Below are 23288 nucleotides of genomic sequence, written 5' to 3'. Positions count from 1 at the left end.
GCCTGCTGCTCGATCTGCTACTCGAGGTGGTCGATGTCGCGGAAGCCGGTCTTCTTCGCGCGGACGCCGCGGTTGGTGACCCAGGTCAGCGCCCACAGGACGACGCCGACCGCCAGCAGTCCGCCGGCGATCTTGTACTGGATCATGTCGGCCTCGAGACGTGCCCACGGGCCGAGCAGGTACGCGCAGCAGATCGCTCCGACCACCGGCAGGAACGACGGCGCCCGGAAGGCGCCCTCGGGCGTCGGGTCGCGGCGCAGGATCAGGCACGCGATGTTGACGATCGTGAAGACCGCCAGCAGGAGCAGCGCCGTCGTGCCGGACAGGGCGGCGACGACCGAGTTCTCCGCGTCGAGCGAGACGACCGTGATCAGCGCCAGCGCGAGGAGCGTCGTGAAGACGATCGCGGTCCACGGCGAGCGGCGGCCCGGCAGCACCTTGCCGAGCGAGCGCGGCAGCACGTCCTGCTGGGCCATGCCGTAGATCAGGCGGCTCGCCATCAGCATGTTGATCAACGCGGTGTTGGCGACGGCGAAGACGGTGAGGAAGGGGAAGAGCCTGTCGATCGGCAGGTCCGGCGCCCCGGTCTTGACGACGTCGAGCAGGATGCCAGCCTCGGCATTGGTCGGCTTGGCGATGTCACCTGCCGGGATCACCGCGACGACCGAGATCGCGACCAGCATGTAGATCACGACCGCGATGCCCAGGCCGGTGAGCATGGTGCGCGGAAAGATCTTCATCGGGTCCTGCGTCTCCTCGACCATGTTGACCGAGTCCTCGAAGCCCACCATCGAGAAGAACGCGATGGCCGTGGCGATCGTGACCGCCATGAAGAGGCCCTTGTCGTCCGGGCTCTCGAAGACCGTGATCCGGCTGAGGTCGCCGTCGCCGCGGCCGATCACCCAGATGCCGATGCCGATCACGATGGCGAGCGCGGTCATCTCGACGAGGGTGAGCAGCACGTTGAACTTCACGCTCTCGCCGACGCCGCGCAGGTTGATGGCGGCGAGCACGAGCATGAAGACGAGGGCCGTGACGAGCGTGGTCGCGCTGCTCGGGTCCTCGTTGCCGAACCCGATCAGCAGGTTGGCAGCGAGCAGGTTCGACGAGGTCGACGCGCTCGTGATGCCGGAGCAGACCACGGTGAAGGCCACGAGGAACGTGACGAAGTGGATGCCGAACGCCTTGTGCGTGTAGAGCGCGGCGCCGGCGGCCTGGGGGTACTTCGTGACCAGCTCGAGGTAGGAGAACGCGGTCACCGTCGCGACCGCGAACGCCACGAGGAACGGCAGCCACGCAATGCCGCCGACCTGGCCGGCGAGCTTGCCGGTGACGGCGTACACACCCGCGCCGAGGATGTCGCCGACGATGAAGAGCAGCAGCAGCTTGGGACCGAGGACGCGCTTGAGGTCGGCGTCCTCCGGACCGTTCACATCGGGTTGCGTGGATTGTGTCGTGCTCATCGAGACTCCCGTCGTCCGTCCGTGTGCTGCACGGTCACGCTCACCCTCGCCTGTCTGGACCGGGCGGGCAACCATCGCGCCCCGCAGGGGTGGGCGTGTCGCGCCGGTCCACTGCTCGCTCCGCGGACCGTTGGATCGTTCCAAGCGATGTGCCCTAACCTGCTGCCCATGCCGACTCGCGTTGCGCTCCTCACGGCCGGTGGCTACGCCCCGTGCCTGTCCTCCGCCGTAGGTGCCCTGATCGAGACCTACGACGCCACCGACCCCTCCATCGAGCTCATCGCCTACCGGCACGGCTACCACGGCCTGCTCACCGGCAACAGCCTCGTCATCGGGCCCGAGGAGCGTGCGGGAGCCGCCCTGCTCCACCGTTTCGGCGGCAGCCCGATCGGCAACAGCCGCGTCAAGCTGACCAACGACGACGACTGCCGGCGTCGCGGCCTGATCGGCGAGGGCGAGACCGCGCTCGAGGTGGCGGCGGCGCGGCTCCAGGCCGACGGCGTGGACGTCCTGCACACCATCGGCGGCGACGACACCAACACCGCGGCGGCCGACCTCGCGGCGTACCTCCGGACCCAGGGCTCGGAGCTGACGGTCGTCGGCCTCCCGAAGACCATCGACAACGACATCGTGCCGATCCGGCAGAGCCTCGGCGCCCAGACCGCGGCCCAGCAGGCGTCGCGCTTCGCGCAGAACGTGCTCGCCGAGCACGGCTCCAACCCGCGGATGCTGATCGTGCACGAGGTGATGGGTCGCGCGAGCGGCTGGCTCACCGCGGCGGCGGCGCGCGACTACATGGCCTGGCACGCCGAGCAGGAGTGGCTGCCCGGCATCGGGCTCGACCCGCGTCGCTGGGCGATCCACGCCATCTACGTCCCCGAGCGCAGCATCGACCTCGCTGCCGAGGCGACGCGGCTGCGCGCGGTGATGGACGAGATCGGCTGCGTCAACATCTTCCTCGCCGAGGGCGCCGGGATCGACGACATCGTCACCGACCTCGAGGCCGCCGGCGAGACCGTCGGTCGCGACCCGTTCGGCCACGTGAAGATCGACACCATCAACCCCGGCCGCTACTTCGCCGACCGGTTCTCCCGCGAGATCGGCGCCGAGAAGCAGATGGTCCAGAAGTCCGGCTACTTCTCCCGCTCGGCCCCCGCCAACGACACCGACCTCGCGCTCATCCGCGAGATGGCGACGCTCGCCGTCACCTGCGCCCTCGACGGCACCCCCGGGGTCATCGGCCACGACGAGGACCGCGGCGACGAGCTCCGCGCGATCGAGTTCGAGCGGATCGCCGGCCACAAGGCCTTCGACCCCTCGCAGCCGTGGTTCGCCGAGCTCCTGCGGGGCACCGGCCAGGCCTGAGGTCCTCCTGTGGTGCCGCCGCTGGGTGGCGGCACCCGACATCTCCGCCGCGCTGGGTGGCGGCGCACGACACCTCCGCCGCGCTGGGTGGCGGCGCACGACAACGTCACGGGCGAATGCGATGTCGGATGCCGCCACCCTCGCCGTACGTCATGTCGGATGCCGCCACCCTCGCCGTACGTCATGTCGGATGCCGCCACCCTCGCCGTACGTCATGTCGGATGCCGCCACCCTCGCCGTACGTCATGTCGGATGCCGCCACCCAGGGCTCATTCGGAGGCGGCGACCTGCTCAGCACGGTCGGTGACGCGCAGGGCAGCGGCGGGCAGCTTGCCCGGGAGCGTCTGGAGGTAGGCCGCGGTGGCGAGCGCGACGCCGACCAGCACCCACCAGAGCGTGGTCTGGCCGTGCGCGAGCAGCCAGGTGAAGCCGATCGGGGTCACCGCCGCCCCGATGCCCCAGCTCAGCTGGAACAGCCCGAGGTAGCGCCCGCGCAGGTGGTCGGGCGAGGCCTCGGCGGCTGTCGCGCTGAAGACCGGACCGCCGACCAGCTCGCCGCCGGTGTAGACGGCGGCACCGGCGAGCATCACCACGACGGCCAGCCAGACCGGCAGGAAGCCCGCGGCGACGAACAGCAGGTAGCCCGCGGCGAAGACCAGCTGGGCCAGCCCCATCATCCGGCCGCGCACCTGCCCGGTCATCCGGCGGACGACGAGTCCCTGCCCGAGCCCGACGAGCGCGGTGTTGAGGGTGAAGATCGCCCCGACCACCCATCCGGGGAGGTCGATCGTCTCGGCCACGTAGACCGGGAGGGCGAAGTTGAGCACCATCATCCCGACCACGAAGCCGAACTGCCCGACCACGAGACGGAGGTAGGCCCGGTCGCGCAGCACGACGCTCCAGCCCTCGACCGGCGCGTCCTCGTCGTGGACGACCCGGTGGTCGGGCACGTCGAGCAGGAGCACGAAGGCCAGGACGAACGTCGCCGCGTTGACGACGACCACGGACAGGTAGGCCGCGTCGGTCCCGACCTGGAGGGCGATGCCGGCCAGCACCCCGCCGACGGAGAAGCCGAGGTTGCGCACCGCCTGGAGGAAGCCGAACCAGATCTCCCGCTCCCCCGGCGCCGAGATCGCCGTGACGACGTTGCCGAAGGAGCCCCAGAACGACTGGCGGCCGAGGTTGAGCAGGGCCGTCCACAGCGCGACCGCGAGCAGCGAGTCCGCCCAGATGTAGGCCGCCATGCCGGCGGCCTGGACGAGGTTGCCGGCGAGCATCATCCGGCGCGGGCCGAAGCGGTCGACCATGCTCCCGATGACGAACGACGCGGGCATGCTCAGCAGCGCCGAGACCGACAGCGCCGTGCCGATCTGCACCAGCGTCAGGTCGGTCATCGCCAGGAAGTAGAGCAGCGTGATCGGCATGAAGAGGCCACTGCCGACGGTGTCGGCGACGATCGCCGCGACGAACCGGCGGTGCTCGCCGATGCTGGGGAATCCGAGACGGTTGAGCACCAGCCCACCCTAGGTCGCCCGCCCGACGGTGCGCTCCCCGATATGTTTCGGCCCATGACGTTCTCGATCGTGGCCAGGTCCGACGACGGCGAGTCCTGGGGCGTCGCGGTCGCCTCGAAGTTCCTGGCGGTGGGGTCCGCAGTGCCGGCTGCCGCCGCCGGAGTCGGTGCGATCGCCACCCAGGCCGACGCCAACATCGGCTACAAGTACCTCGCCCTCGCCCACCTCGACGACGGCGCCACCGCCCAGGTGGCGCTCGACCGGCTGGTCGAGGAGGACGACGGACGCGAGCACCGGCAGGCCGGCATCGTCGACTCCGACGGCAACGCGGCGACGTACACCGGCTCCGAGTGCTTCTCCTGGGCGGGTGGCACCACGGGTCGCAGCGGCGAGAGCGGCGGTTACGCGATCCAGGGCAACATCCTCACCGGCCCCGAGGTCGTGGAGGCGATGGAGCTGGCCTGGCAGGGCGCGCCCGACCTCTCGCTCGAACGGCGCCTCCTCGCCGCCCTCGCAGCCGGTGACGCGGCCGGTGGCGACAGCCGCGGCCGGCAGTCCGCGGCCGTGCTCGTCGTACGGGACGGGGCCGGCTACGGCGGCCACGACGACGTCGCCGTCGATCTCCGCGTCGACGACCACTCCGATCCGGTCACCGAGCTGGCGCGGCTGGTCGACCTCAACGAGCTCTACCTGACCGCCTCGACCGACGAGGAGAAGGTGCCGGTCGACGACACGCTGATGATGGAGCTCGAGGCGCTGGCCAAGGCCGACGGCAAGGACAGCTTCCACATGTGGGTCGGCTCGGAGAACTACGAGATGCGCGTCGGCCCGGGCGCGCGTCCCGAGTGGATCGACCAGCGGATCCTGGCGATCATCCGGGGAGGGAACGCATGAGCGTTCTTGCCATCGACGCCGGCACGACCGGCGTCACCGCCGTCGTCGTCACCCCGGACGGGAAGATCGAGGCCACGGGCTACCAGGAGTTCCGCCAGCACTTCCCGCAGCCCGGTTGGGTCGAGCACTCCGCCGAGGACATCTGGCAGGCCACGATCGAGGCCACTCGCGAGGTGCTCACCAAGGTCGACCAGTCCGAGCTCACGGCCATCGGGATCACCAACCAGCGCGAGACGATCGTGCTCTGGGACCGCGAGACGCTCGGCTCGCCCCGGCGCGCGATCGTGTGGCAGGACCGGCGGACGGCCGACATCTGCGACCGGCTCCGCGAGGACGGCCACGAGGACCGGGTCGCCGAGCTCACCGGCCTGCGGCTCGACCCCTACTTCTCCGGCACCAAGCTGATGTGGCTCGCCGAGAACGAGCCGCACACCTGGGCGCTGGTGGAGTCGGGACGGTACGCCGTCGGCACCGTCGACTCCTACCTGATCGCCCGGATGACGCGCGGCACCTGGCACGTCACCGATGTCTCCAACGCCTGTCGCACGCTGCTCTTCGACCTCGAGGCGGGCGACTGGTCCGACGAGCTGTGCGAGCTCTTCGGGGTGCCGCGCGACGCGCTCCCCGACCTGGTGCCCAACTGGGGCGAAGTCGCGCCGACCGATCCGAGGGTCTTCCTCGGCCTGTCGCTGCCGATCGCCGGGATCGCCGGCGACCAGCAGTCGGCGCTCTTCGGGCAGACGTGCTTCGACGAAGGCGAGTCGAAGTGCACCTACGGCACCGGCTCGTTCATCCTCACCAACACCGGCTCCTCGGTCGTGCGCAGCGACGCCGGCCTGCTGTCGACGGCCGCCTGGCGCTCGCCCGCCGGCGAGATGACGTACGCCCTCGAGGGCGCGATCTTCGTGACCGGGTCAGCCGTCCAGTGGCTGCGTGACGGACTCCAGATCGTCGGCAACGCGGCCGAGACCGCGGCCATCGCCTCGACCGTCGAGGACACCGACGGTGTCGTGTTCGTGCCCGCGCTGACCGGCCTCGGCGCCCCCCACTGGGACCCGCACGCGCGCGGCATGATCATCGGCATCACCCGCGGCACCACCCGCGCGCACCTCGTCCGCGCGACGCTGGAGGCGATCGCGTTCGAGGTCCGCGACGTGCTCGAGACGCTGCCAGAGCTGACGACGCTCCGGGTCGACGGCGGTGCGTCCGCCAACGACTTCCTCTGCCAGCTCCAGGCCGACCACGTCGGCCGCGCGGTCGAGCGCCCCGAGATCGTCGAGACGACAGCGCTGGGTGCGGCGTTCCTCGCCGGCCTCGGCACCGGTGTCTGGGAGTCGGCGGACGACCTGCGGCAGACCTGGGCGCTCGACCGGCGCTTCGAGCCCGGCGGCGACCGCGAGGCGCTCGATGCCTGCTACGCCCGCTGGGGCGAGGCGGTCGAGCGCGCGAAGGGCTGGGGCTAGGGCGGGTCTCTCGGCTCCCGGCCGTCGCGAGCGTCGTCCTGCGGAGCGCATCGCACGGCGGAGGAGGGACGCGACGCGCCAGCATCGACGACTGACGACAACGCAGCGAGGCACCCGCGGGGCGGCGTGCAGCAGGCCATGGAGCTGAGCGACGCGCCCTAGAGCTTCTCCCGCGCCGCCTTGGCCGCGTCCACCTCGGCCTGCGCCTCGTCGACGGCCTCCTGCGCCTCGGCCTCCACGGCCTCGGCCTCGCCGAGCTCGTCGTCGACCTCCTCGACCTCCGCCTCGAGCGTCGCGATCCGGCTGCGGAGCTCGTCGAGCTCGGACTGCAGCTGCAGGGTCTTCGCGCGGAACCGCTCGACCGCGCGCCGCGCGCCGCGCTGCTCCTTCTCCGCGACCCCCAGGGCCTGCTTGGCGTCGGCCAGCCGCTCGTCGGCGGCCTTGCGGGCCTTCACGTCGGCATCCGGGTCGGGTACGACGTGGAGCTGCGGTCGCTGCGTCGGGTCGGGCGCCGTGACGGGCCGGGCGGTCGCACTGAAGCCGAGCGCCTCCGGCAGCGCCACGGCGCCGCTGAGGTCGAGATCGCCGAGGCCGGTCGCCGACAACGACGTGACCAGCAGGCCGCTGCGGACCGCCTTCGCCGCGTCGGGCTCGAGCATCGCCGCAGTGAGCGTCGCCTCGACCTGGTCCCCGACGGCCTCCGTGGTCCTCACTCCCTCTCCCCTGGCCATCCGGCGGGCCTTGGTCGTCACCGACGCGGTCAGCTGGCGCCGCTGCTTGGTGAACTCGCGCAGCTGCGCGGCGTCGAGGTTCTCCTGGGCGTCGCGCAGGGCGGCGCCGACGGCCAGCAGCTGGTCGACCTGGTCGGGGTCGCGGCGCACGAGGAGGTTGACCACCCACGCGGCGACCGACGCCTTGCGCATGCCCTTGATCCCGGCCGCGAGCGCCTTGTCGGCCTTGTGCTCCTTGACGAGCGCGTCGCGCGCGGGCGTGAAGTCCGCGAGCGGCAGGGCGTAGAGGTCGTCGGCGATCTCCAGCAGCGGGTCGGCCATGGCGCCCAACCTAATCGGACGCAGCCTAGGGAGTCGCGGGAGCGGCGTACTCGAGCTCGGTCGGGTACGGCGGCCACGGGCACTCCTGGCGGTCCCCGCTGGGCGTCCAGCCGAACGACTCGTACATCGCCCGCGCCCGGTGGTTGAGCTCGAGCACCCACAGGCGCCGCGCGCCCGCGGCCTCGGCCCGGTGGAACCCCTCGCGCCCCAGCCCGGTGCCCCAGCGGTCGGGACGGACGGCGAGGTGGCGCAGGCTGGCGCCGTCGTGGGCGGCGAGCGCGACGAGACCGGCCGCGTCCTCGACGACCTCGACGTCGACCGTCGGGTCGTCGAGCAGCAGCACCCAGCGGGCGAGCACGTCGTCGTCGGGGTAGGGCAGGTCGCCGAAGACGTGCGCCAGCCCGCGCTGGCTCGCGACCCGCTCGAGGTCGCGCAGCGCCACGGCGTCCTCGCTCGAGGCGCGTCGCCACGCGGCCCTGCCGGCCTCGATCACGGACGACCCGCCTCGTCCCAGGTGCGGTGCGCGGCCAGCGTGCGCTCCCACAGCGACGACCACTCGTCGGGGGTGACGTCGTCCACCGGGAGCAGGAGGTCGTCGACCAGCGCGCCGCGCCAGTCGTCGTACGACGTCAGGTCGCGCTGCTCGCGGCCGTCCGGGGTCATCGCCTGGTGCACGAGGCCGCGGATGCCGCGCTGCACCGGACCGTCGATCCGTTGGGCGACGGGCACGCGCAGGAACGGCGACTCGGGCGCGGTGCTGCGGAAGAGGTGCGACGCAGCGATGGCCTCCGCCGAGTGGTCGCGGGAGGTCACGACGACGCCGCGGAGGACGCCGTCGGGCAGGTGCCGGTAGGTCCAGGCGGCCGGCCCGCTCGGTCGGCCGGCGGCCTGCGCGCCGTAGCCGGCGCCGATCCCGAACGACCAGCCGTCGACGACGTGGTCACCGCGCACGAGCGGCAGCGGCTCGGCGAAGCCCTCACCCATCCCGGCGTCGACCCACCAGTGGCCGCCGGGGTTGTCGTCGGTGTCCAGCCCCGACACGACCAGCACGAGGTGGTTGAGCTCGATGCCGAGCTCGTGCTCGGGCCGCGCCCAGACGTGGCCGTGGCGTCGGCTGACGGAGAACCCGAGCGCGGTGAGCAGCCACTCGAGCGCGGTGTTCTGGTGGAAGCAGTAGCCCAGGCGCCCGCCCGCGACGACCCGGCCGACCGAGGCGGAGGCGTCGATCGGGTCGGGCCTGCCGAGGTAGATGGACAGGTTGTCGTAGGGGATGCGCGCGACGTGGGCGCGGTGCAGCTCGCGCAGGCCGTCGACGGTGGCCGGCGGGCGCCCGGTCAGGCCGATGCGCGCGAGGTAGCGGTCGAGGTCGGGCGCGGTCATGCCCCGGCTTCGTCGTCGAGGCCGTGCTCGATCGCCCACCGGGTCAGCTGCACGCGGTTGTTCATCTGGAGCTTGCGGAGCGTGTTCTGCACGTGGTTCTGCACGGTGCGGTGCGAGAGGACCAGCCGCGCGGCGATCTGCTTGTAGCTCATCCCGGTGGCGACCATCTTGAGGATCTCGGTCTCGCGCTCGGTGAGCTGGTCGACCGGGCTGTCCGCCGGTCCGTCCATGATCCGGCGGAACTCGCCCAGCACCAGGCCGGCGAGGCCGGGCGTGAAGACGGCCTCGCCCTCGGAGACGCGGACGACGGCGTCGATCAGCTCGGCGCTGGACGCGGACTTCACCAGGTAGCCCGTGGCGCCGGCCTTGATGGCCTCGAGCACGTCGCCCTGCTCGCCGCTGGCCGAGAGGATCAGCACCCGGGCGGTCGGGTCGTGCTCGAGCATCATGCTCGTCACCTGGACACCGGTGTTGTCCGGCAGCTGGAGGTCGAGCACCACGACCTGCGGAGCGGACGCGGGGAACCGCGCGATCGCCTCGCGCCCGTTGGCGGCGACCGCCACCACCTGGTGGCCCGCCGCCTCCAGGTCGCGCTCGACCGCGTCACGCCACATCGGGTGGTCGTCGACCACCATCACCCTGACCATGCCGCCCCCCGGCTCCCTCGGTTGCGTCGCATCGTAGCCATCTCACTCGCCCGGCGGCAGGTAGCGTCCGCGGCGGTGCACCAGCGGGTCGGTGTCGTCGCCCACCACGACCTCGCGGAGCAGGCACGTGACCAGCCGCGACCAGCCAGCCTCGACGTCGGTCTCGACCTCGAGGCCCGCCCAGGTGGCGGCGTGCGCCAGCCGTGGTCCATGGGCGGTGTCGTCCCACTCGGCCATCCGCCACGGCCCGCCCGGCGCGGGCGCCGTGCCGGCGAACGCGTCGGCGAGCCCGCGGTCGTCCCACGTCAGGAGCTGGAGCACGCCCCGCCCCGTCTCCAGCAGCACGTCGGTGAGGTCGGCGTCGGGGTCGAGGAGGGCCAGCACCCGACCGGGCTCGCCCCCGGCGACCAGCCACGACGACACCGTGAGCCCCGCCCGGTCGTCGGGCCCGCCGGCAGTCCAGAGCGAGACGGTCCCGCCGACGCGCCCGCGCAGGCGTCGTACGGGATCACGGTCACCCTCCGGGTCCGCGAACGGGTGGGTCGAGTGGATCGTCACCCGCTCACGCTAGCGGCACGACCAGCTCCCACTCGGTGCCCCACTCGCCGCTCTCGACGGTCGCGGTGCCACCGAGGTCCGCGATCCGGCCGCGGACGGACGACGCGACGCCGAGACGACCCTCGCCCTCGGCCTGCGCCAGGCGACCGGGGGCGATGCCCGGGCCGTCGTCGCGGACCGAGACGGTGATGGCGTCGGGAGCCGCCTGGGCGAGCACCCAGGCGCTGCCCTGCGGGCCGACGTGGGCCAGGACGTTGTCGAGGCAGGCGCGCACGGCGGCGACCGTCTCGGTCGCGACGCGCGCGTCGACCAGGACGGCTCCGCCCGGGGTGGCGAGCTCGACGCGGACCGGGTGGGCGGTCGTCATCTCCTCGAGCGCACCTGCGAGGTCCACCAGGCCGGCCGGGGCCGTCGGCACCGTGTCCTGCTGCCGGATCAGCGACCGGAGGCTGCGCTCCTGCTCGCCGGCGAGCCGGCCGAGGTCGGCCCACTCTCCGCCGGCCGCGGCGCCACGCCGCTGCGTCATCGCGAGGACCTGGAGCACGCCGTCGTGGACGGCGCGGGCGAGCCGGGTGCGCTCCTCGGCGGCCGCTGCGGCGTGCTCGGCGGCGTCGCGCTCGCGGGCCATCCGCTGCAACGACGCGCACATGTAGCCCACGATCGGGCCGCCGATGAGGATCAGGAACACGTTGCCGTAGTTGCCCTGGTCGAGCTCGTTGCGCGGCAGGACGTCGAAGAGGGCGATCAGGGCCGAGGCGACGAGCCCGCCCTTCCAGTGCCAGTGGATGGCCCAGGCGAAGAAGACGCCCATCACGTAGAAACCGGGGATGGTCGCGTTGAAGTCCGGCGACTTGACCCAGGGCGTGGCGGCCAGTGCCGCGAGGACGATCGCGAGGTCCGCGACCAGCAGGACGGGCGTCCGTCGGGCGCGGTCCTGGTAGAGCCAGATCGCGACTGCCGTCCAGACGGCGAGCACGACGACGATGACCATCCCGATCGTGGGGTGCTCGTAGTTGTCGCGGCGGTAGGCGTTGAGACCGACCATGTTGACGGTCACGACCACCCGCACGATCGCCAACGCCGAGTGCAGCCGGTCCTCGACCGCCAGCGCCGAGTCGGAGCGTGGCGCCGTCGCCCGCCCGTCGGCGTACGCGCTCAGGACGCCTTCTTCTCCGGCTGGTCGGCCGCCTCCGCCGCTGCCTGCCTGGCCTTCTCCTTGTCGAGCTCCTTGGCCTTGGTGGCGTAGAGGTCGACGTACTCCTGTCCGGAGAGCCGCATGATCTCGTACATGATCTCGTCGGTGATCGAGCGCAGGATGTAGCGGTCGTTCTCCATCCCGGCGTAGCGGGAGAAGTCGAGGGGCTTGCCGAAGCGGACGACCGGTCGTGTCCAGGTGCCGTAGACCTTGCCGGCGGGCGCGACCACGTCGGTGCCGACGACCGCGCACGGGATGACCGGCGCACCGGACTCGAGCGCCAGCCGGGCGACGCCGGTCTTGCCGCGGTAGAGCTTGCCGTCGTGGGAGCGGGTGCCCTCGGGATAGATGCCGAAGAGGTCACCCTCTCCGAGGATCTTCATCGCCGACTTCATCGCGCCCTCGGCCGCGTTGGCGCCGGAGCGGTCGATCGGCACCTGGCCGGCGCCGGAGAAGAACTTCTTCTGGAACCAGCCCTTGATGCCGGGGGTCGTGAAGTACTCCGCCTTGGCGACGAACGTCACGCGCCGGTTGAGGGTCAGCGGCATGAAGAGCCAGTCGGCGTAGGACAGGTGGTTGCTCGCCAGGATCGCGGGCCCCTCCTCCGGCACGTGGTCGACGCCGAAGGCCTTCGGGCGGAACACCAGACGGAGGACCGGCCCGAGCGCGATCCACTTGAGGAACCAATAGAGCACGGTCGGAGCCTATCCCTGCTGCTGCGAGGTGACCCGCTCGATGAACTCGGCGGACTCGGCGAAGATGCGCGGGGCGTCGTTGTCGAGGGTGGCGACGTGGTAGCTGTCCTCGAGCACCCGCTCCTCGAAGTCCTTCGACGACAGGCCGGCGTTGAGCGCCCGCGAGCTCGAGATGTCGACGACGTGGTCCTCGGCGGATCGGAAGAACAGCACCGGGACGGTGATCTTCGGCAGGTCCTTGCGGAGCTCGGCGTAGCCCGCGAACATCGACGCGGCCGCCTTCAGCGGGGTCGTGGGGTAGCCGTGCTCGTCCGCGCCCGGCTTCTTGATGTCGTTGGCGATGCCGGGCATCCCGGGGACCACCAGCTTGAGCACCGGCAGCAGCTTGACGTCCTTGCGCAGCGTGTCGACCGCGGGGTTGACGATGCAGATGCCCGCGAGCCCGTCGCCGTGGTCGGCGGCCAGCCGCAGGCACAGCGCACCGCCCATCGACAGCCCGACGGCCACCACGGCGTCGTTCTCGGCGGCGAGCTTCTCGTACGCCGTCTCGACCGTCGCGACCCAGTCGGCCCACGTGACCTTGTTGAGGTCCTGCCAGCGGGTGCCGTGGCCGGGCAGCAACGGCATCTCGACGGCGTAGCCGCGCGCGGCGAGGTCCTCGGCCCACGGCCGCATGGACACGGGGTTGCCGGTGAAGCCATGCTGCACCAGCACGCCGATCCGGCGACCGCCGGTCAGCTCGGGTCGGGCCGGTGACGACATCGGCGCGACGAGGGTGGGGTCGAGGGGGGCCGCCGGGCCGCCGAGGAAGGGGATCTTCACGGGCACAGTGTGCACCACGGGGCAGGTACCGTTGCCGCGTGACGATGCCTGGCGACGAGAGCCGCACCGAGCTGGCCTGGCGCGAGATCGTGGAGCACTACGGCGAGCGACCGGTCCTCGACGACGACACCCGGCCCACCACACCGGTCGCGCCGCGCCCGGTCGACGACGGGGCCGACGAGGTCGGTGCGGTCGACGAGGTCGACGAGGTCGAGGCACTCCCGGAGGTCGACCGGTTCCAGCCGCCTCCCCCGCCGCCGTTCCCGACCCCCCGCACCTGGCAACGTGGCGTCGCGTGGGCGGGCATCTTCGTGGCGCCCGCGTTGGCGCTCGTGATCGGTCTGCTCTCGATCTACGTCGCGCCGATCGTCGGCTGGGCGCTGGTCGCGTGGTTCGTCGGCGGGTTCGGCTACCTGGTGTTCGTGATGCCCCGCGCGCCGCGAGACCCGTGGGACGACGGCTCCCGCATCTGAACCCGACCGCTTGGTCAGGAAGTACGCCCCGGGCGTCCGTCACCGACGCCCTGACGACGTAAGGTCCCAGCCGTGGGCGCTAGCGAGACCGTCGAGGTCACCGGACACCTGATGGACAGCGGGATCCTGTCGCGCATCCTCGACGACATCCGCGACTACGGCGGCGACTACCAGATCGACACCTTCGACGTCGGCCACGAGGCGCACGACCCGAGCAGCGCCCGGATCACCGTGCGCGCCGACGACGACGCGTCCCTCCAGCGCCTGCTGATGCGCCTCCAGACCCGCGGGGTCAACCAGCTCGACCCGGGCGAGGCGGTGACCGCGCCGGCCGAGCGCACGGGCGTGCTGCCCGACGGCTTCTACTCCACGACCAACCTCGAGACCCGCGTCCGGATCGACGGTGACTGGTACGAGGTCGAGAACCCCGAGATGGACTGCGGGCTCGTCCTCCTCGAGGCCGCCGACGGTGGCCGGCGGGTCCGGACGGTTCCGATGTCCGACGTCGAGCCCGGCATGCAGGTCGTGGTCGGGGCGTCGGGCATCCAGGTGTCGGTGCCGAGCCCCGGCTCAGTGGCCGACGCGTTCGCACCCGCCCCCGGCGAGGCGTACGAGAGGCCGCAGGCCGTGCTCGTCCGCCAGGTCGCCGACGGCATGCGCCAGGCGCGGGACGACGGCAAGCGGCTGCTGTGGGTCGCTGGCCCGGGTGTCGTCCACGCCGGCGCGGTGCCGGCCTTCGTCGCCCTCGTGCGGGCCGGCTTCGTCGACACCCTCTTCGCCGGCAACGCCCTGGCCACGCACGACATCGAGTTCTCCCTCTACGGCACGAGCCTCGGCCTCGACCTCGGCCTGGCCCAGGGCGTCGAGCACGGTCACGAGCACCACGTCCGTGCCCTCAACACGATCCGCAAGTCGGGATCGATCGCGCGCGCCGTCGAGGACGGCGTGGTGGCCAGCGGGATCATGCACGCGCTCGTGACCGAGCAGAAGCGCTTCGTGCTGGTGGGGTCGGTCCGCGACGACGGCCCGCTCCCCGACGTCTACACCGACGTGCTCGAGGGCCAGCGCGCGATGCGCGCCGAGGTCGCCGACGTCGGCTACTGCCTGATGATGGCGACGCAGCTGCACTCGGTCGCGACCGGCAACATCCTCCCGGCCACCGTGCCCCTGGTGTGCGTCGACATCAACCCGAGCACCGTCACCAAGATCGCCGACCGCGGGTCCAACCAGGGCCGCGGCATCGTCACCGACGTCGGACTCTTCCTCGAGCAGCTCGCGCTCGAGCTCGTGCCGGACTACCGCGGCGCCTGACCGCCCTCGCCGCCACCACGCGTGCGGGACGCATCTGTCGCTGTTCCGTCTTCAGGGAGAACAGTCGGCGCGTGGTCCTGCGTAGTCAGGAGCTCGTAGCAGCACCAGGCTGCCCTGCTGCCACACGGCTGTGTACCCCTCTGCCTCGGCGGCTCGCCTCGCCTCCTCAGGAGTGGCCTGTTCGAACGCCACGGTCGGTGCCGACATGTCAAGCGCGAGGAAGTCCGCGGGCGGGTCGGTCAGCCCTCCGGGCATCCCGACCTTGTTGGTCGACGTGAGATGCGGGGCGATGTAGTTGTCGGCCTCCACGCACGTGTTCTCTGGGACGGCCGAGACGAGCATCCGTTGGTGCTCTAGGTGGTGACCTTGGTCCACGTCGGTGTCCGTCAGCCGGAGAACGGGGTACAGCGAGGGGAGAAGGGCGATGCCCATGACAGAGATGGCGCCTGCCACGAGCGGGACCGTTGGGACGACCACGCTCCTCCGGCTCCTGATCCGAGCTGCACCGTCGACCGCAGCCAGGACCAGGATCACCCATAGCGGGGCCCAGTAGTGGAAAGTTGGCTGCCACAGCAGCTCGCGCGAGGTTAGGAACTGCGCAGCGAGCAGCGGTGCGGCAACGACGACGTATGGCGAGAGCAGTGGCAGGAAGAGCAATGGCACAAACAGGCACAGCCAGGTGAGTGACTTCATCCGGGGCTCGAAGAGCATCTGCACCGTCTGCCACGGGTGGCCGAGGATCCACGTGATCGCGGACCGTGGGTCCTCGCCGAGAGCGTCGTACGACCAGTACAGCCATGAGCCGACGGGCGAGAGGCGCGCCATGACGAGCTGCGTGATGACTACCACGGCCATGGCTCCCCCAACCACCACGCCAAGTCCAACCGAGCGTGGCCGCGTGCGCGCACGGAGGAGACCCAGCATCGCCACGAGGAGCCCCATGTCCTCGCGGACGAGAAGAAGGGCGACGCACCACACCACCAACGATCGATCAGCCTTGCGGTCAAGTGCGTCCATTGCCAGTGCAAGCAGCGGGACCGCGAAGGCCAGCTCGTGGAAGTCGAAGTGGATCAGCTGCTGCAACGGCCAGCCGACTGCGAACACCGCGGTGAAGGCCCCTGCGCTCCAGTGCGCGAGCCGCCGACGTGCGAATCCGTGCACCACGGGGACGGCCGCAGCGACCAGCGCTGCTTGGGCAACGAGAAGAGTTCGAGGATCGTCCCAGACCCAGTAGAGCGGCGCCAGCGTCGCGACGATGGGGTGGAAATGGTCGCTGAGGACGACCAAGCCCTCGCCACGAATGGGCACCACGGGCACCTGGAACTGGGAGTACTGCCGGGCCGCCTGGTCGAAGATTCCGAGGTCGAACGCGGCGGTGAGAAAACGGTTGTGCCGTACGACCGCGTACGTCGCGTACCAGGTGAACAGGATGAGGGAGAACAGGGCGAGAGGGGCCACTCGCACGAGCCGGCGCGACAACGCGCTGGCACCTCCCGCACTCCGGCGGGTCTCCTCGACTCCCACAGACACCCGGCCATCTTGACAGCGAGTGCATGCCACCGCTGGCGAACGAACGACATGTCCTACCGCAGCAGCAACGCCGCCCCAATCATGCCCGCGCGAGGTCCGAGGGTGGCCGCCACCACGTCGGGCACCCGCCGGTGTGCCGCCCCGACGAGCGTACGGCGCAGCGCTGCGCGCGCCGGGTCCAGGAGCCGGTCGCCCGCGGCCGACACCCCGCCGCCGACGACCACCACCTCCGGGTCGAGGGCCGCGACGAGGTTGGCCGTGCCGATCCCGAGCCAGTCGCCGACAGACGCGAACGCCTGACGCGCGACGAGGTCGCCCTCCTCGGCCGCCGCGGTGACCATCGGCCCGTTCACCCGCTCGGGCCGCCCGCCGCTCACCTCCGCCAGCACGGAGGGCTGCTCGGCCATGAGCGCGCGGGCATTGCGGACCAGGGCGTTGCCCGAGGAGTACTGCTCCCAGCACCCGCTCTTCCCGCACTCGCAGGCCTGGCCGCCCGGCACGACCTGCATGTGCCCGAACTCGCCGGCCATGCCGTTGGCTCCGCGCAGGACCCGGCCGTCGATCAGGACCGCACCGCCGATGCCGGTGCCCATGGTGATCATCAGGGCGGAGCCGGCACCGCGAGCGGCGCCGTGGTGCGCCTCCGCCCGGGCCGCGCAGTTGGCGTCGTTGTCGAGCAGCACCGGGCAGCCGAGCCGCTCCTCCAGCAGGTCGCGCAACGGTTCGCCCTGCCAGGGCAGGTGGGGCGCGAACATCACCCGCTCGCCTGCCGGGTCGACGAAGCCGGCCGCGGCCACGCCGACCCCGGCCAGCGGCCGGCCGGCAGCCGACTCGAGGACCGCCTCGACCAACGCGTCCTCGGCCTGCCGGGTCACGCCGCGTCGACCGGGCGTCGTACGCCGTGCGGGGGACGACACCGTGCCGGCTTCGTCGACGACCCCGGCGAGCACCTTCGTACCGCCGATGTCGACGCCCACGACCACCTGTCCGCCCATGCGCGCATCCTCGCGCATCGGCCCGGTATGGACCGGTTGGACCACCCGTCTAGTCATTCCGGGTCATCTTTGCCGGCGGTCGGACAAGACTGCCGCCAAACCAGCGACAGCACCGGCGGGCGTTCGTACTCTGACAGGCGAATCGTTTCGGGGTAAGGGGAGCAACATGCGCTGGCGCACCAGCAGGAACACGCGCGACGAACGCGGCGCGTCCGCGGTCGAGTTCGCGCTCGTCGTGGTTCCCCTCCTCATGGTGATCGCCGGGATCATCAACTTCGGCGTGGTCTTTGCGCAGCAGCTCGCGCTCGACAACGCAGTCCGCGCGGGCGCCCGAGCGGGTGTGGTCGACACCGGCAAGAACCTGACGACGGAGACCACGAACCAGTGGGACTCCACGGCCATCGCGAAGTCGCAGACGAGCGGTTTCGCCGTGACGTTCCCGACCAACACTGGCGGCGTCGGGACCACCTGCAAGGGGAGCACCTACGGCAAGAACATGGTCGTCAGGGGCGAGGTCACATCGAAGTTCCTCTTTCCCTGGCCGCTGCCCGGAATGGGGCAGACCATCACGCTCTCGAGTCAGGCGGAGTTCCAGTGCGAGTACCAGTGACGTCCTCCGAACCGGCGGCAAGCCGTGACGACCGGGGTGCGGTCGCGATCCTCGTAGCCGTCCTCGCGGTGTTCCTCATCGGCCTGTCCGCGTTCACCGTCGATCTCGGAACTGCCTACGTCAGCAACCGCAACCTGCAGAAAGCTGCCGACGCGGGAGCGCTGGCCGGAGCGCAGGCCCTGTCCAGGTACCCGGGCACATGCAGCACGATCAAGTCGAACACCACCGCCGTTGCGGCTGCACGGACCGCTGCGACGAAGATGGCCCAGAAGAACTATCCAGATGCAAGCTGGACCGAGACGACATTCGACGTCAGCTGTAGCAGCGGGAGCAAGGCGCTGATCGTGACGCTGGGAAACTCCGGCACGACCAGCAACCGTTTCGCGGGTGTCTTCGGCGGCGCATCCAGCATCACCTCGACGCGCGCCTCGAAGGCGAACGTCGAGGTGGCTCCGGCCACCGGCAACCGCATGCGGCCGCTCGCGATGTGTTCGACACAGCTGACCACGGGACCGTTCGTCCGTCTCGACTACCCCAAGGACGCCCCTCCCGCCTGCGGCAATGCGTCGGGCGCGTGGTGGACGGTCGATTGTCCCGGCAACGCCTCCAACTCCACCAGCGTGATGGTCCAGCAAGTTCGCGACGGCTGCCCCAAGGGCGCGTCGGTCGTGACGTCACAGTCCGAGACCCAGACCACGACCCAGCTGACGACCGCCCTGCAGGCCGCGTGCCTGGGTGGCGAGACACCCGACGGCTCCTGCTTGGAGTCCAACCCGGGAAACCTCGACTCCGGACAAGTTGCGGTGTCCTGGAAGTACCTCGTCGACAACAGCGTCGCCGCCATCTTCCCGGTCTTCTGCGCTCCCCCGCAATGCTCGTCCAGCACGGTCGACGGATCGGGCAACAATGCCACGTTCCCTGTGTACAAGCTCCTGGGCGCGGTCATCTGCGGGTATCACTTCAGCAAGACCGAGAAGTACCACTCGACGACGGGTGAGTGCAGCGGGCTGCCGAGCGACATGTATGCCGGTGACGACGATTCGGGCAACACGGTCAACTACATCATCATCAAGTACGTCCAGATCAGCGCGTCCGGCTCGAACCAAGAATCAGAGTGCTCTCTCGGCAACACTCCCTGCGACGGCGGGTTGCGCCGTACGCGCCTCATCGAGTGAGGCTGTCCGTCACGAGTCTGGCCAGTCGTCGCTGAGGACGATGTGCTCCACCGGGTCCGGGTCCCCCGATCGCGGGTCCGGGGTCCTGGTGAATGCGTCGGCCGCATTCACCAACGAGGCCAGGGCCGCGGACAGGTGCGCTGTCACGTCAGGATTGAGCTGCCGGACCGCGTGGACGGTGCGGCACAGGGGGCAGACCGTGCACTCGGCCGCTCCGGTGGCGAGGTGCTCGTCGACACCGTGCACCGCCGATGTGGCCCAGTCCGCCAGGCCCGACAGTCCTTCGCTCGCCTCCGCGGCGTGATCGCGCGCCCAGCCCGACAACGCACCGAGCAGCTTGGCGGCCTCCTCGGCGAGGGGTCCGACCTCGTGGGCCTCGCTCACGGGGACTCCTCGTCGGTGGCTGTGTCGGTGAACCGGACCTGAAGCTGTCCCCCGTGCACGCGAGCGCCGGCCACGCGGTGCCGAGCCAAGCTCGACGGGAGCGACAGGAGACGACGATACGACCCCACGCTGACGACGAGCTCGTCGCCCTTGCGTGCGAGACGTACGTCGTCGCGGTCGGCCAGGGGCAGCGGCATCGCCAGCAGCAGTCCGCCCTCGACCGCGCGCACTTCCATCGGCACCCGCTCGGCGCCGCGGGCGAGCGGATCCGCGTCGGCGTACACCGCGCGGGCCAGGTCGAGCAGCTCCTCGCGTCCGACCGGCTCGGAGGACCGGTAGACCGACGTGCGCAGGTCGAGCCCTGCGAAGGAGTCCGCCGCGTCGCCGAGCACCTGCTGCTGCGCCCGGACCCACGCGGCGCGCCAGTCGTCCGCGCCGCCGTCGGGGAAGACCCGGTTGACGATCGCGCTGTCGACCGCGTAGCCGAAGAGCGTCAGGAACGTGTAGGCACGGCGCGCCTCGGCGAGCACGACCGCCTCGGGGGTCAGCACGAGCCGCACCGACGTCTCCGGACCGGTCAGCACAGTGCGTACGTCGTCCAGGTCCGCGTGGAGCCGCTCGATCGCGTCGAAGACCGAGTCCTCCGGCATCGGCACGCCTGCGGCCCGCGAGAGGACGGGCTTGAGCGCCTTGACCACCCGCCGCTCGACGGGCAGCACGCGCGTCATGTACCACCCGAGTGCCTCGGGCAGGGCGAGCAGCCGCAGCGTCTCCGCGGTCGGTGCGCAGTCGACGACGAGGACGTCCCACTCCCCCGACCGTGCCTGCGCGCGTACCTCGAGGAGCGCGAGCACCTCCTCCGCGCCCGGGATGACGGTGAGCTCCTCCGCGGCGACCGGGTCGACGCCGGCCACGTCGAGGACGCTGAGCAGATAGCCCTGGATGTCGCCCCACGACCGCTCGAACCGCTCCTGGGCGTCGACGTGCTGGACCCAGAGGTCGGGCGCGACCTCGGTCGGCTCGCTCGTCGCCGCGACGTCGAGGGCGTCGGCGAGCGAGTGGGCCGCGTCAGTCGACAGCACCAGGGTGCGGTGGCCGGCAGCAGCGCTCGCGCACGCAGTGGCGGCGGCGAGCGTCGACTTCCCGACTCCGCCCTTGCCGGTGAAGAGGAGGATCCGCATCCCGGACCCGGGTGTCAGAGCGACTCGACGCGCTTCTTGAGACCCTTCAGCGCGGTGTCGATGAGAATCTTCTCGCCCTTGCGCTTGAGCATGCCGATCAGCGGGATGCTCACGTCGAGGGCGAGGCGGTAGGTCACCTCGGTGGTGCCGTCGCCCTGGTCGACGAGCGTGTAGGCGCCGTCGAGCATCCTGAGCATGTTGCCCTCGACCAGCGTCCAGGTGACCTCGCGGTCGCCGTCCCAGTCGTAGGCGAGGGTGTACTCGTCCTTGATCGGCGAGACGTCGAGCGCGAAGTAGACCTGCTCCGCCCGGTCGCCGGTGCCAGGTGCGGTGACCTCCGCCTCCTTCACGCCCTTCGCCCACGCGGGGTAGGACTCGAAGTCGGCGATGACGGCCATGACATCGGCCGGCGGCGCGTCGATCGTGATCGACGAAGAGGTCTGTTCGGCCATGTGGCGGAGCCTAGCCGAGCCGCACCGCAGTCCATCCGCGGGCAAGCGATAGCCTGCGCTTCGCACGTCGTCGTTCACCAGGAGGTCCCCGTGCGTGAGTACGCCGCACCGCTCTCGACCACGATCCCCACCACGGGCAACCTCACCGACGACGTCGTCGCCAATGCGCGCGACGCCGGCGGGACTGCGGTCTTCAGCCGCCGCACCGGCGACGGCTGGGTCGACGTCACGGCGGCGCAGTTCCACGACGAGGTGCGCTCCGTGGCCAAGGGTCTGGTCGCCGCCGGCGTCGAGGCGGGCGACCGCGTCGCCCTGCTCTCCAAGACCCGCTACGAGTGGACCCTGTTCGACTACGCCATCTGGTTCGCCGGTGCCGTCTCGGTGCCGATCTACGAGACCTCGTCGCCCGAGCAGATCGGCTGGATCCTCCAGGACTCGGGCGCCCGCGCCGTCGTCGCCGAGGGTCCGGACCACCTGGCCCGGGTGCGCGAGGCGCGAGAGTCCGGCGACCTGGCCGAGCTCCAGCACGTGTGGTCGATCGAGGACAACGCCGTCGACGTCCTCGAGCGCCTCGGCTCGGACATCCCCGACGACCTCCTCGAGCAGCGGCGTACGACCGCCACGCCCCTCGACCTCGCCACCCTGATCTACACGAGCGGCACCACCGGCAAGCCCAAGGGCTGCATGCTCACGCACGGCAACTTCATGTTCGAGCTCGGCGTCGCGGTCGACGAGCTCGGCGAGCTCTTCGACACCGAGGACGCCTCGACGCTGCTGTTCCTCCCCCTCGCGCACGTCTTCGCGCGCGTCATCCAGATCGGGTGCGTCAAGAGCCGCGCCCGGATGGGCCACAGCGCCGACATCAAGAACCTCGTGGCCGACCTCGGCGAGTTCCGGCCGACCTTCATCCTCGCCGTCCCCCGCGTCTTCGAGAAGGTCTTCAACACCGCCTCGCAGCGCGCCACCGCCGACGGCCGGGGCAAGGTCTTCGACCGGGCCGCCGACGTGGCGATCGCCTGGTCCCGCGCGCAGGACGGCACCCGGGTGCCCGTGCGACTCCGCGTCCAGCACGCGCTCTTCGACCGGCTTGTCTACGGCAAGTTGCGCCAGGCGCTGGGCGGCAGCTGCGCGTACGCCATCTCCGGCGGCGCGCCGCTGGGCGAGCGGCTCGGGCACTTCTACCGTGGCATCGGCCTGACCGTGCTCGAGGGCTACGGCCTCACCGAGACCACTGCTGCCCTGTCGGCCAACCTCCCCGACGCCACGCGCATCGGCAGCGTCGGTCGTCCCCTGCCCGGCACGGCTGTGCGGGTCGCCGATGACGGCGAGCTGCTGTTCCGCGGCGGCCAGGTCTTCTCCGGCTACTGGGGCAACGAGGCGGCCACCAGCGAGGCGATCGACCGCGACGGCTGGTTCCACACCGGCGACGTGGGCGAGGTCGACGACGAGGGTTTCGTCCGGATCACGGGGCGCAAGAAGGAGATCCTGGTGACGGCCGGCGGCAAGAACGTCGCGCCCGCCGTGCTCGAGGACCGCCTGCGCGCGCATGCGCTCGTCGACCAGTGCCTGGTCGTCGGGGACGGCCAGCCCTTCATCGGCGCGCTCGTGACCATCGACCGCGAGACCTACCCCGCCTGGGCCCAGGAGCACGGCAAGTCCGCCGACGTCGCCGACGCGGTGGACGACGACGACCTCGTCGCCGCCGTGCAGGAGGCGGTCGACGAGGCCAACAAGGCGGTGTCGAAGGCGGAGGCGATCCGCAAGTTCACGATCCTCCCCGGTGAGTGGACCGAGGAGGGCGGCCAGCTCACGCCGAGCCTCAAGCTCAAGCGCAACGTGGTGGTCCGCGAGGCGCGGAGCGAGATCGAGGCGCTCTACCTCGGCTGAGGTCCCACTGCGGGGCGTTGCGGTCGATCTTCGATCGGCGTACCGCGAATCTATTGCTCCGAGCACGCGGGCTAGTCGATGACTAGGTCGGACTAGTCACTTGGGACTACTCCGACACCCCCTTCGGGTGGTTTGCCAGGTTTAGCCCACGGCAGTCAAACGCGCGCCCCTAGATTCGATCCGCTGGGAGGGCACCGGGGCTCGATTTCACCGCACAGTCCCTGGTTCCGCCTACGCGACCC

At 71.1% G+C, this 23288-nt stretch carries 23 protein-coding genes; 8 read left to right on the top strand and 15 right to left on the bottom strand.

Annotation, left to right across the window (positions count from 1 at the left end; genetic code table 11):
* Positions 1–17: 17 nt before the first annotated feature.
* Positions 18–1463: an APC family permease gene (locus JI751_RS07735; RefSeq protein WP_201935273.1), complete on the bottom strand. Its 1446-nt coding sequence runs from the start codon at positions 1461–1463 to the stop codon at positions 18–20.
* Positions 1464–1631: 168 nt separating this feature from the next.
* Here JI751_RS07735 and JI751_RS07730 point away from each other — a divergent pair, with 168 nt between their 5' ends.
* The gene (locus tag JI751_RS07730) at positions 1632–2828 is read left to right on the top strand and encodes a pyrophosphate--fructose-6-phosphate 1-phosphotransferase (protein ID WP_201935271.1); all 1197 of its coding nucleotides are present in this window, start codon (positions 1632–1634) and stop codon (positions 2826–2828) included.
* 269 nt (positions 2829–3097) lie between these two features.
* On the opposite strand, the gene JI751_RS07725 is transcribed toward JI751_RS07730, so the two are convergent.
* On the bottom strand, positions 3098–4342 hold the full coding sequence (locus tag JI751_RS07725; protein WP_201935269.1) for an MFS transporter: 1245 nt from the start codon (positions 4340–4342) through the stop codon (positions 3098–3100).
* 54 nt (positions 4343–4396) lie between these two features.
* On the opposite strand from JI751_RS07725, the gene JI751_RS07720 reads away from it, so the two are divergent.
* Both JI751_RS07720 and glpK read left to right on the top strand, forming a co-directional pair.
* Complete coding sequence (locus tag JI751_RS07720) at positions 4397–5236, top strand: DUF1028 domain-containing protein (RefSeq protein ID WP_201935268.1); 840 nt, start codon at positions 4397–4399, stop codon at positions 5234–5236.
* Positions 5233–6699 carry a glycerol kinase GlpK gene (glpK, locus tag JI751_RS07715; protein ID WP_201935267.1) on the top strand — a complete coding sequence of 489 codons (1467 nt, stop codon included), beginning with the start codon at positions 5233–5235 and terminating at the stop codon, positions 6697–6699. The genes JI751_RS07720 and glpK overlap by 4 nt, the downstream gene beginning before the upstream one ends.
* Before the next feature lie 158 nt (positions 6700–6857).
* On the opposite strand, the gene JI751_RS07710 is transcribed toward glpK, so the two are convergent.
* The 8 genes from JI751_RS07710 to JI751_RS07675 are packed head-to-tail and all read right to left on the bottom strand — an operon-like array spanning position 6858 to position 13048.
* Positions 6858–7751 (bottom strand): hypothetical protein, encoded by an 894-nt coding sequence (locus JI751_RS07710; RefSeq protein ID WP_201935266.1) that lies wholly within the window; start codon positions 7749–7751, stop codon positions 6858–6860.
* Positions 7752–7776: 25 nt separating this feature from the next.
* Positions 7777–8244 carry a GNAT family N-acetyltransferase gene (locus tag JI751_RS20915; protein ID WP_201935265.1) on the bottom strand — a complete coding sequence of 156 codons (468 nt, stop codon included), beginning with the start codon at positions 8242–8244 and terminating at the stop codon, positions 7777–7779.
* Complete coding sequence (locus tag JI751_RS07700; RefSeq protein ID WP_201935263.1) at positions 8241–9131, bottom strand: arylamine N-acetyltransferase family protein; 891 nt, start codon at positions 9129–9131, stop codon at positions 8241–8243. The genes JI751_RS20915 and JI751_RS07700 overlap by 4 nt, the downstream gene beginning before the upstream one ends.
* A complete protein-coding gene (locus tag JI751_RS07695; RefSeq protein ID WP_236665831.1) occupies positions 9128–9766 on the bottom strand; it encodes a response regulator in 639 nt (212 codons plus the stop codon). The genes JI751_RS07700 and JI751_RS07695 overlap by 4 nt, the downstream gene beginning before the upstream one ends.
* A 54-nt stretch (positions 9767–9820) precedes the next feature.
* Entirely contained in the window at positions 9821–10336 is a 516-nt protein-coding gene (locus JI751_RS07690; RefSeq protein WP_201935259.1) for a flavin reductase family protein, read from the bottom strand.
* 4 nt (positions 10337–10340) lie between these two features.
* On the bottom strand, positions 10341–11444 hold the full coding sequence (gene macS / locus JI751_RS07685; protein ID WP_269090429.1) for a MacS family sensor histidine kinase: 1104 nt from the start codon (positions 11442–11444) through the stop codon (positions 10341–10343).
* 47 nt (positions 11445–11491) lie between these two features.
* On the bottom strand, positions 11492–12226 hold the full coding sequence (locus JI751_RS07680) for a lysophospholipid acyltransferase family protein (RefSeq protein WP_201935257.1): 735 nt from the start codon (positions 12224–12226) through the stop codon (positions 11492–11494).
* A 9-nt stretch (positions 12227–12235) separates the two neighbouring features.
* Positions 12236–13048 carry an alpha/beta hydrolase gene (locus JI751_RS07675; protein WP_307813980.1) on the bottom strand — a complete coding sequence of 271 codons (813 nt, stop codon included), beginning with the start codon at positions 13046–13048 and terminating at the stop codon, positions 12236–12238.
* A 38-nt stretch (positions 13049–13086) separates the two neighbouring features.
* Here JI751_RS07675 and JI751_RS07670 point away from each other — a divergent pair, with 38 nt between their 5' ends.
* Positions 13087–13521: a hypothetical protein gene (locus JI751_RS07670; RefSeq protein WP_201935255.1), complete on the top strand. Its 435-nt coding sequence runs from the start codon at positions 13087–13089 to the stop codon at positions 13519–13521.
* Positions 13522–13593: 72 nt separating this feature from the next.
* The gene (locus JI751_RS07665; RefSeq protein WP_201935252.1) at positions 13594–14832 is read left to right on the top strand and encodes an ornithine cyclodeaminase, nickel-pincer nucleotide-dependent; all 1239 of its coding nucleotides are present in this window, start codon (positions 13594–13596) and stop codon (positions 14830–14832) included.
* A gap of 51 nt (positions 14833–14883) precedes the next feature.
* On the opposite strand, the gene JI751_RS07660 is transcribed toward JI751_RS07665, so the two are convergent.
* Entirely contained in the window at positions 14884–16290 is a 1407-nt protein-coding gene (locus JI751_RS07660) for a DUF2079 domain-containing protein (protein ID WP_201935251.1), read from the bottom strand.
* A gap of 125 nt (positions 16291–16415) precedes the next feature.
* Positions 16416–17357, bottom strand: a complete 942-nt coding sequence (locus JI751_RS07655; RefSeq protein ID WP_236665828.1) for an ROK family protein — start codon at positions 17355–17357, stop codon at positions 16416–16418.
* 166 nt (positions 17358–17523) lie between these two features.
* Between JI751_RS07655 and JI751_RS07650 the strand changes: the two genes are divergently transcribed.
* Together JI751_RS07650 and JI751_RS07645 are read left to right on the top strand one after the other, a co-directional pair.
* Entirely contained in the window at positions 17524–17967 is a 444-nt protein-coding gene (locus JI751_RS07650) for a TadE/TadG family type IV pilus assembly protein (protein ID WP_201935247.1), read from the top strand.
* On the top strand, positions 17964–19142 hold the full coding sequence (locus tag JI751_RS07645; RefSeq protein WP_201935246.1) for a pilus assembly protein TadG-related protein: 1179 nt from the start codon (positions 17964–17966) through the stop codon (positions 19140–19142). The genes JI751_RS07650 and JI751_RS07645 overlap by 4 nt, the downstream gene beginning before the upstream one ends.
* 9 nt (positions 19143–19151) lie before the next feature.
* On the opposite strand, the gene JI751_RS07640 is transcribed toward JI751_RS07645, so the two are convergent.
* The 3 genes from JI751_RS07640 to JI751_RS07630 are packed head-to-tail and all read right to left on the bottom strand — an operon-like array spanning position 19152 to position 21159.
* Positions 19152–19526 (bottom strand): hypothetical protein, encoded by a 375-nt coding sequence (locus JI751_RS07640; protein ID WP_201935245.1) that lies wholly within the window; start codon positions 19524–19526, stop codon positions 19152–19154.
* Entirely contained in the window at positions 19523–20707 is a 1185-nt protein-coding gene (locus tag JI751_RS07635; RefSeq protein ID WP_201935244.1) for an ArsA family ATPase, read from the bottom strand. The genes JI751_RS07640 and JI751_RS07635 overlap by 4 nt, the downstream gene beginning before the upstream one ends.
* Before the next feature lie 14 nt (positions 20708–20721).
* Positions 20722–21159, bottom strand: coding sequence for an SRPBCC family protein (locus JI751_RS07630; protein WP_201935243.1), 438 nt, complete (start codon positions 21157–21159; stop codon positions 20722–20724).
* A gap of 90 nt (positions 21160–21249) precedes the next feature.
* Between JI751_RS07630 and JI751_RS07625 the strand changes: the two genes are divergently transcribed.
* A complete protein-coding gene (locus JI751_RS07625) occupies positions 21250–23046 on the top strand; it encodes an AMP-dependent synthetase/ligase (protein WP_201935242.1) in 1797 nt (598 codons plus the stop codon).
* The last annotated feature ends 242 nt before the right edge of the window (positions 23047–23288 follow it).

The organism is Nocardioides baculatus (assembly GCF_016735675.1).
In the GTDB taxonomy this organism is placed as follows: Bacteria; Actinomycetota; Actinomycetes; order Propionibacteriales; family Nocardioidaceae; genus Nocardioides; species Nocardioides baculatus.
The sequence above is the reverse complement of the archived record's forward strand: the minus strand, read 5'-3'. Positions and strand labels throughout refer to the sequence as shown.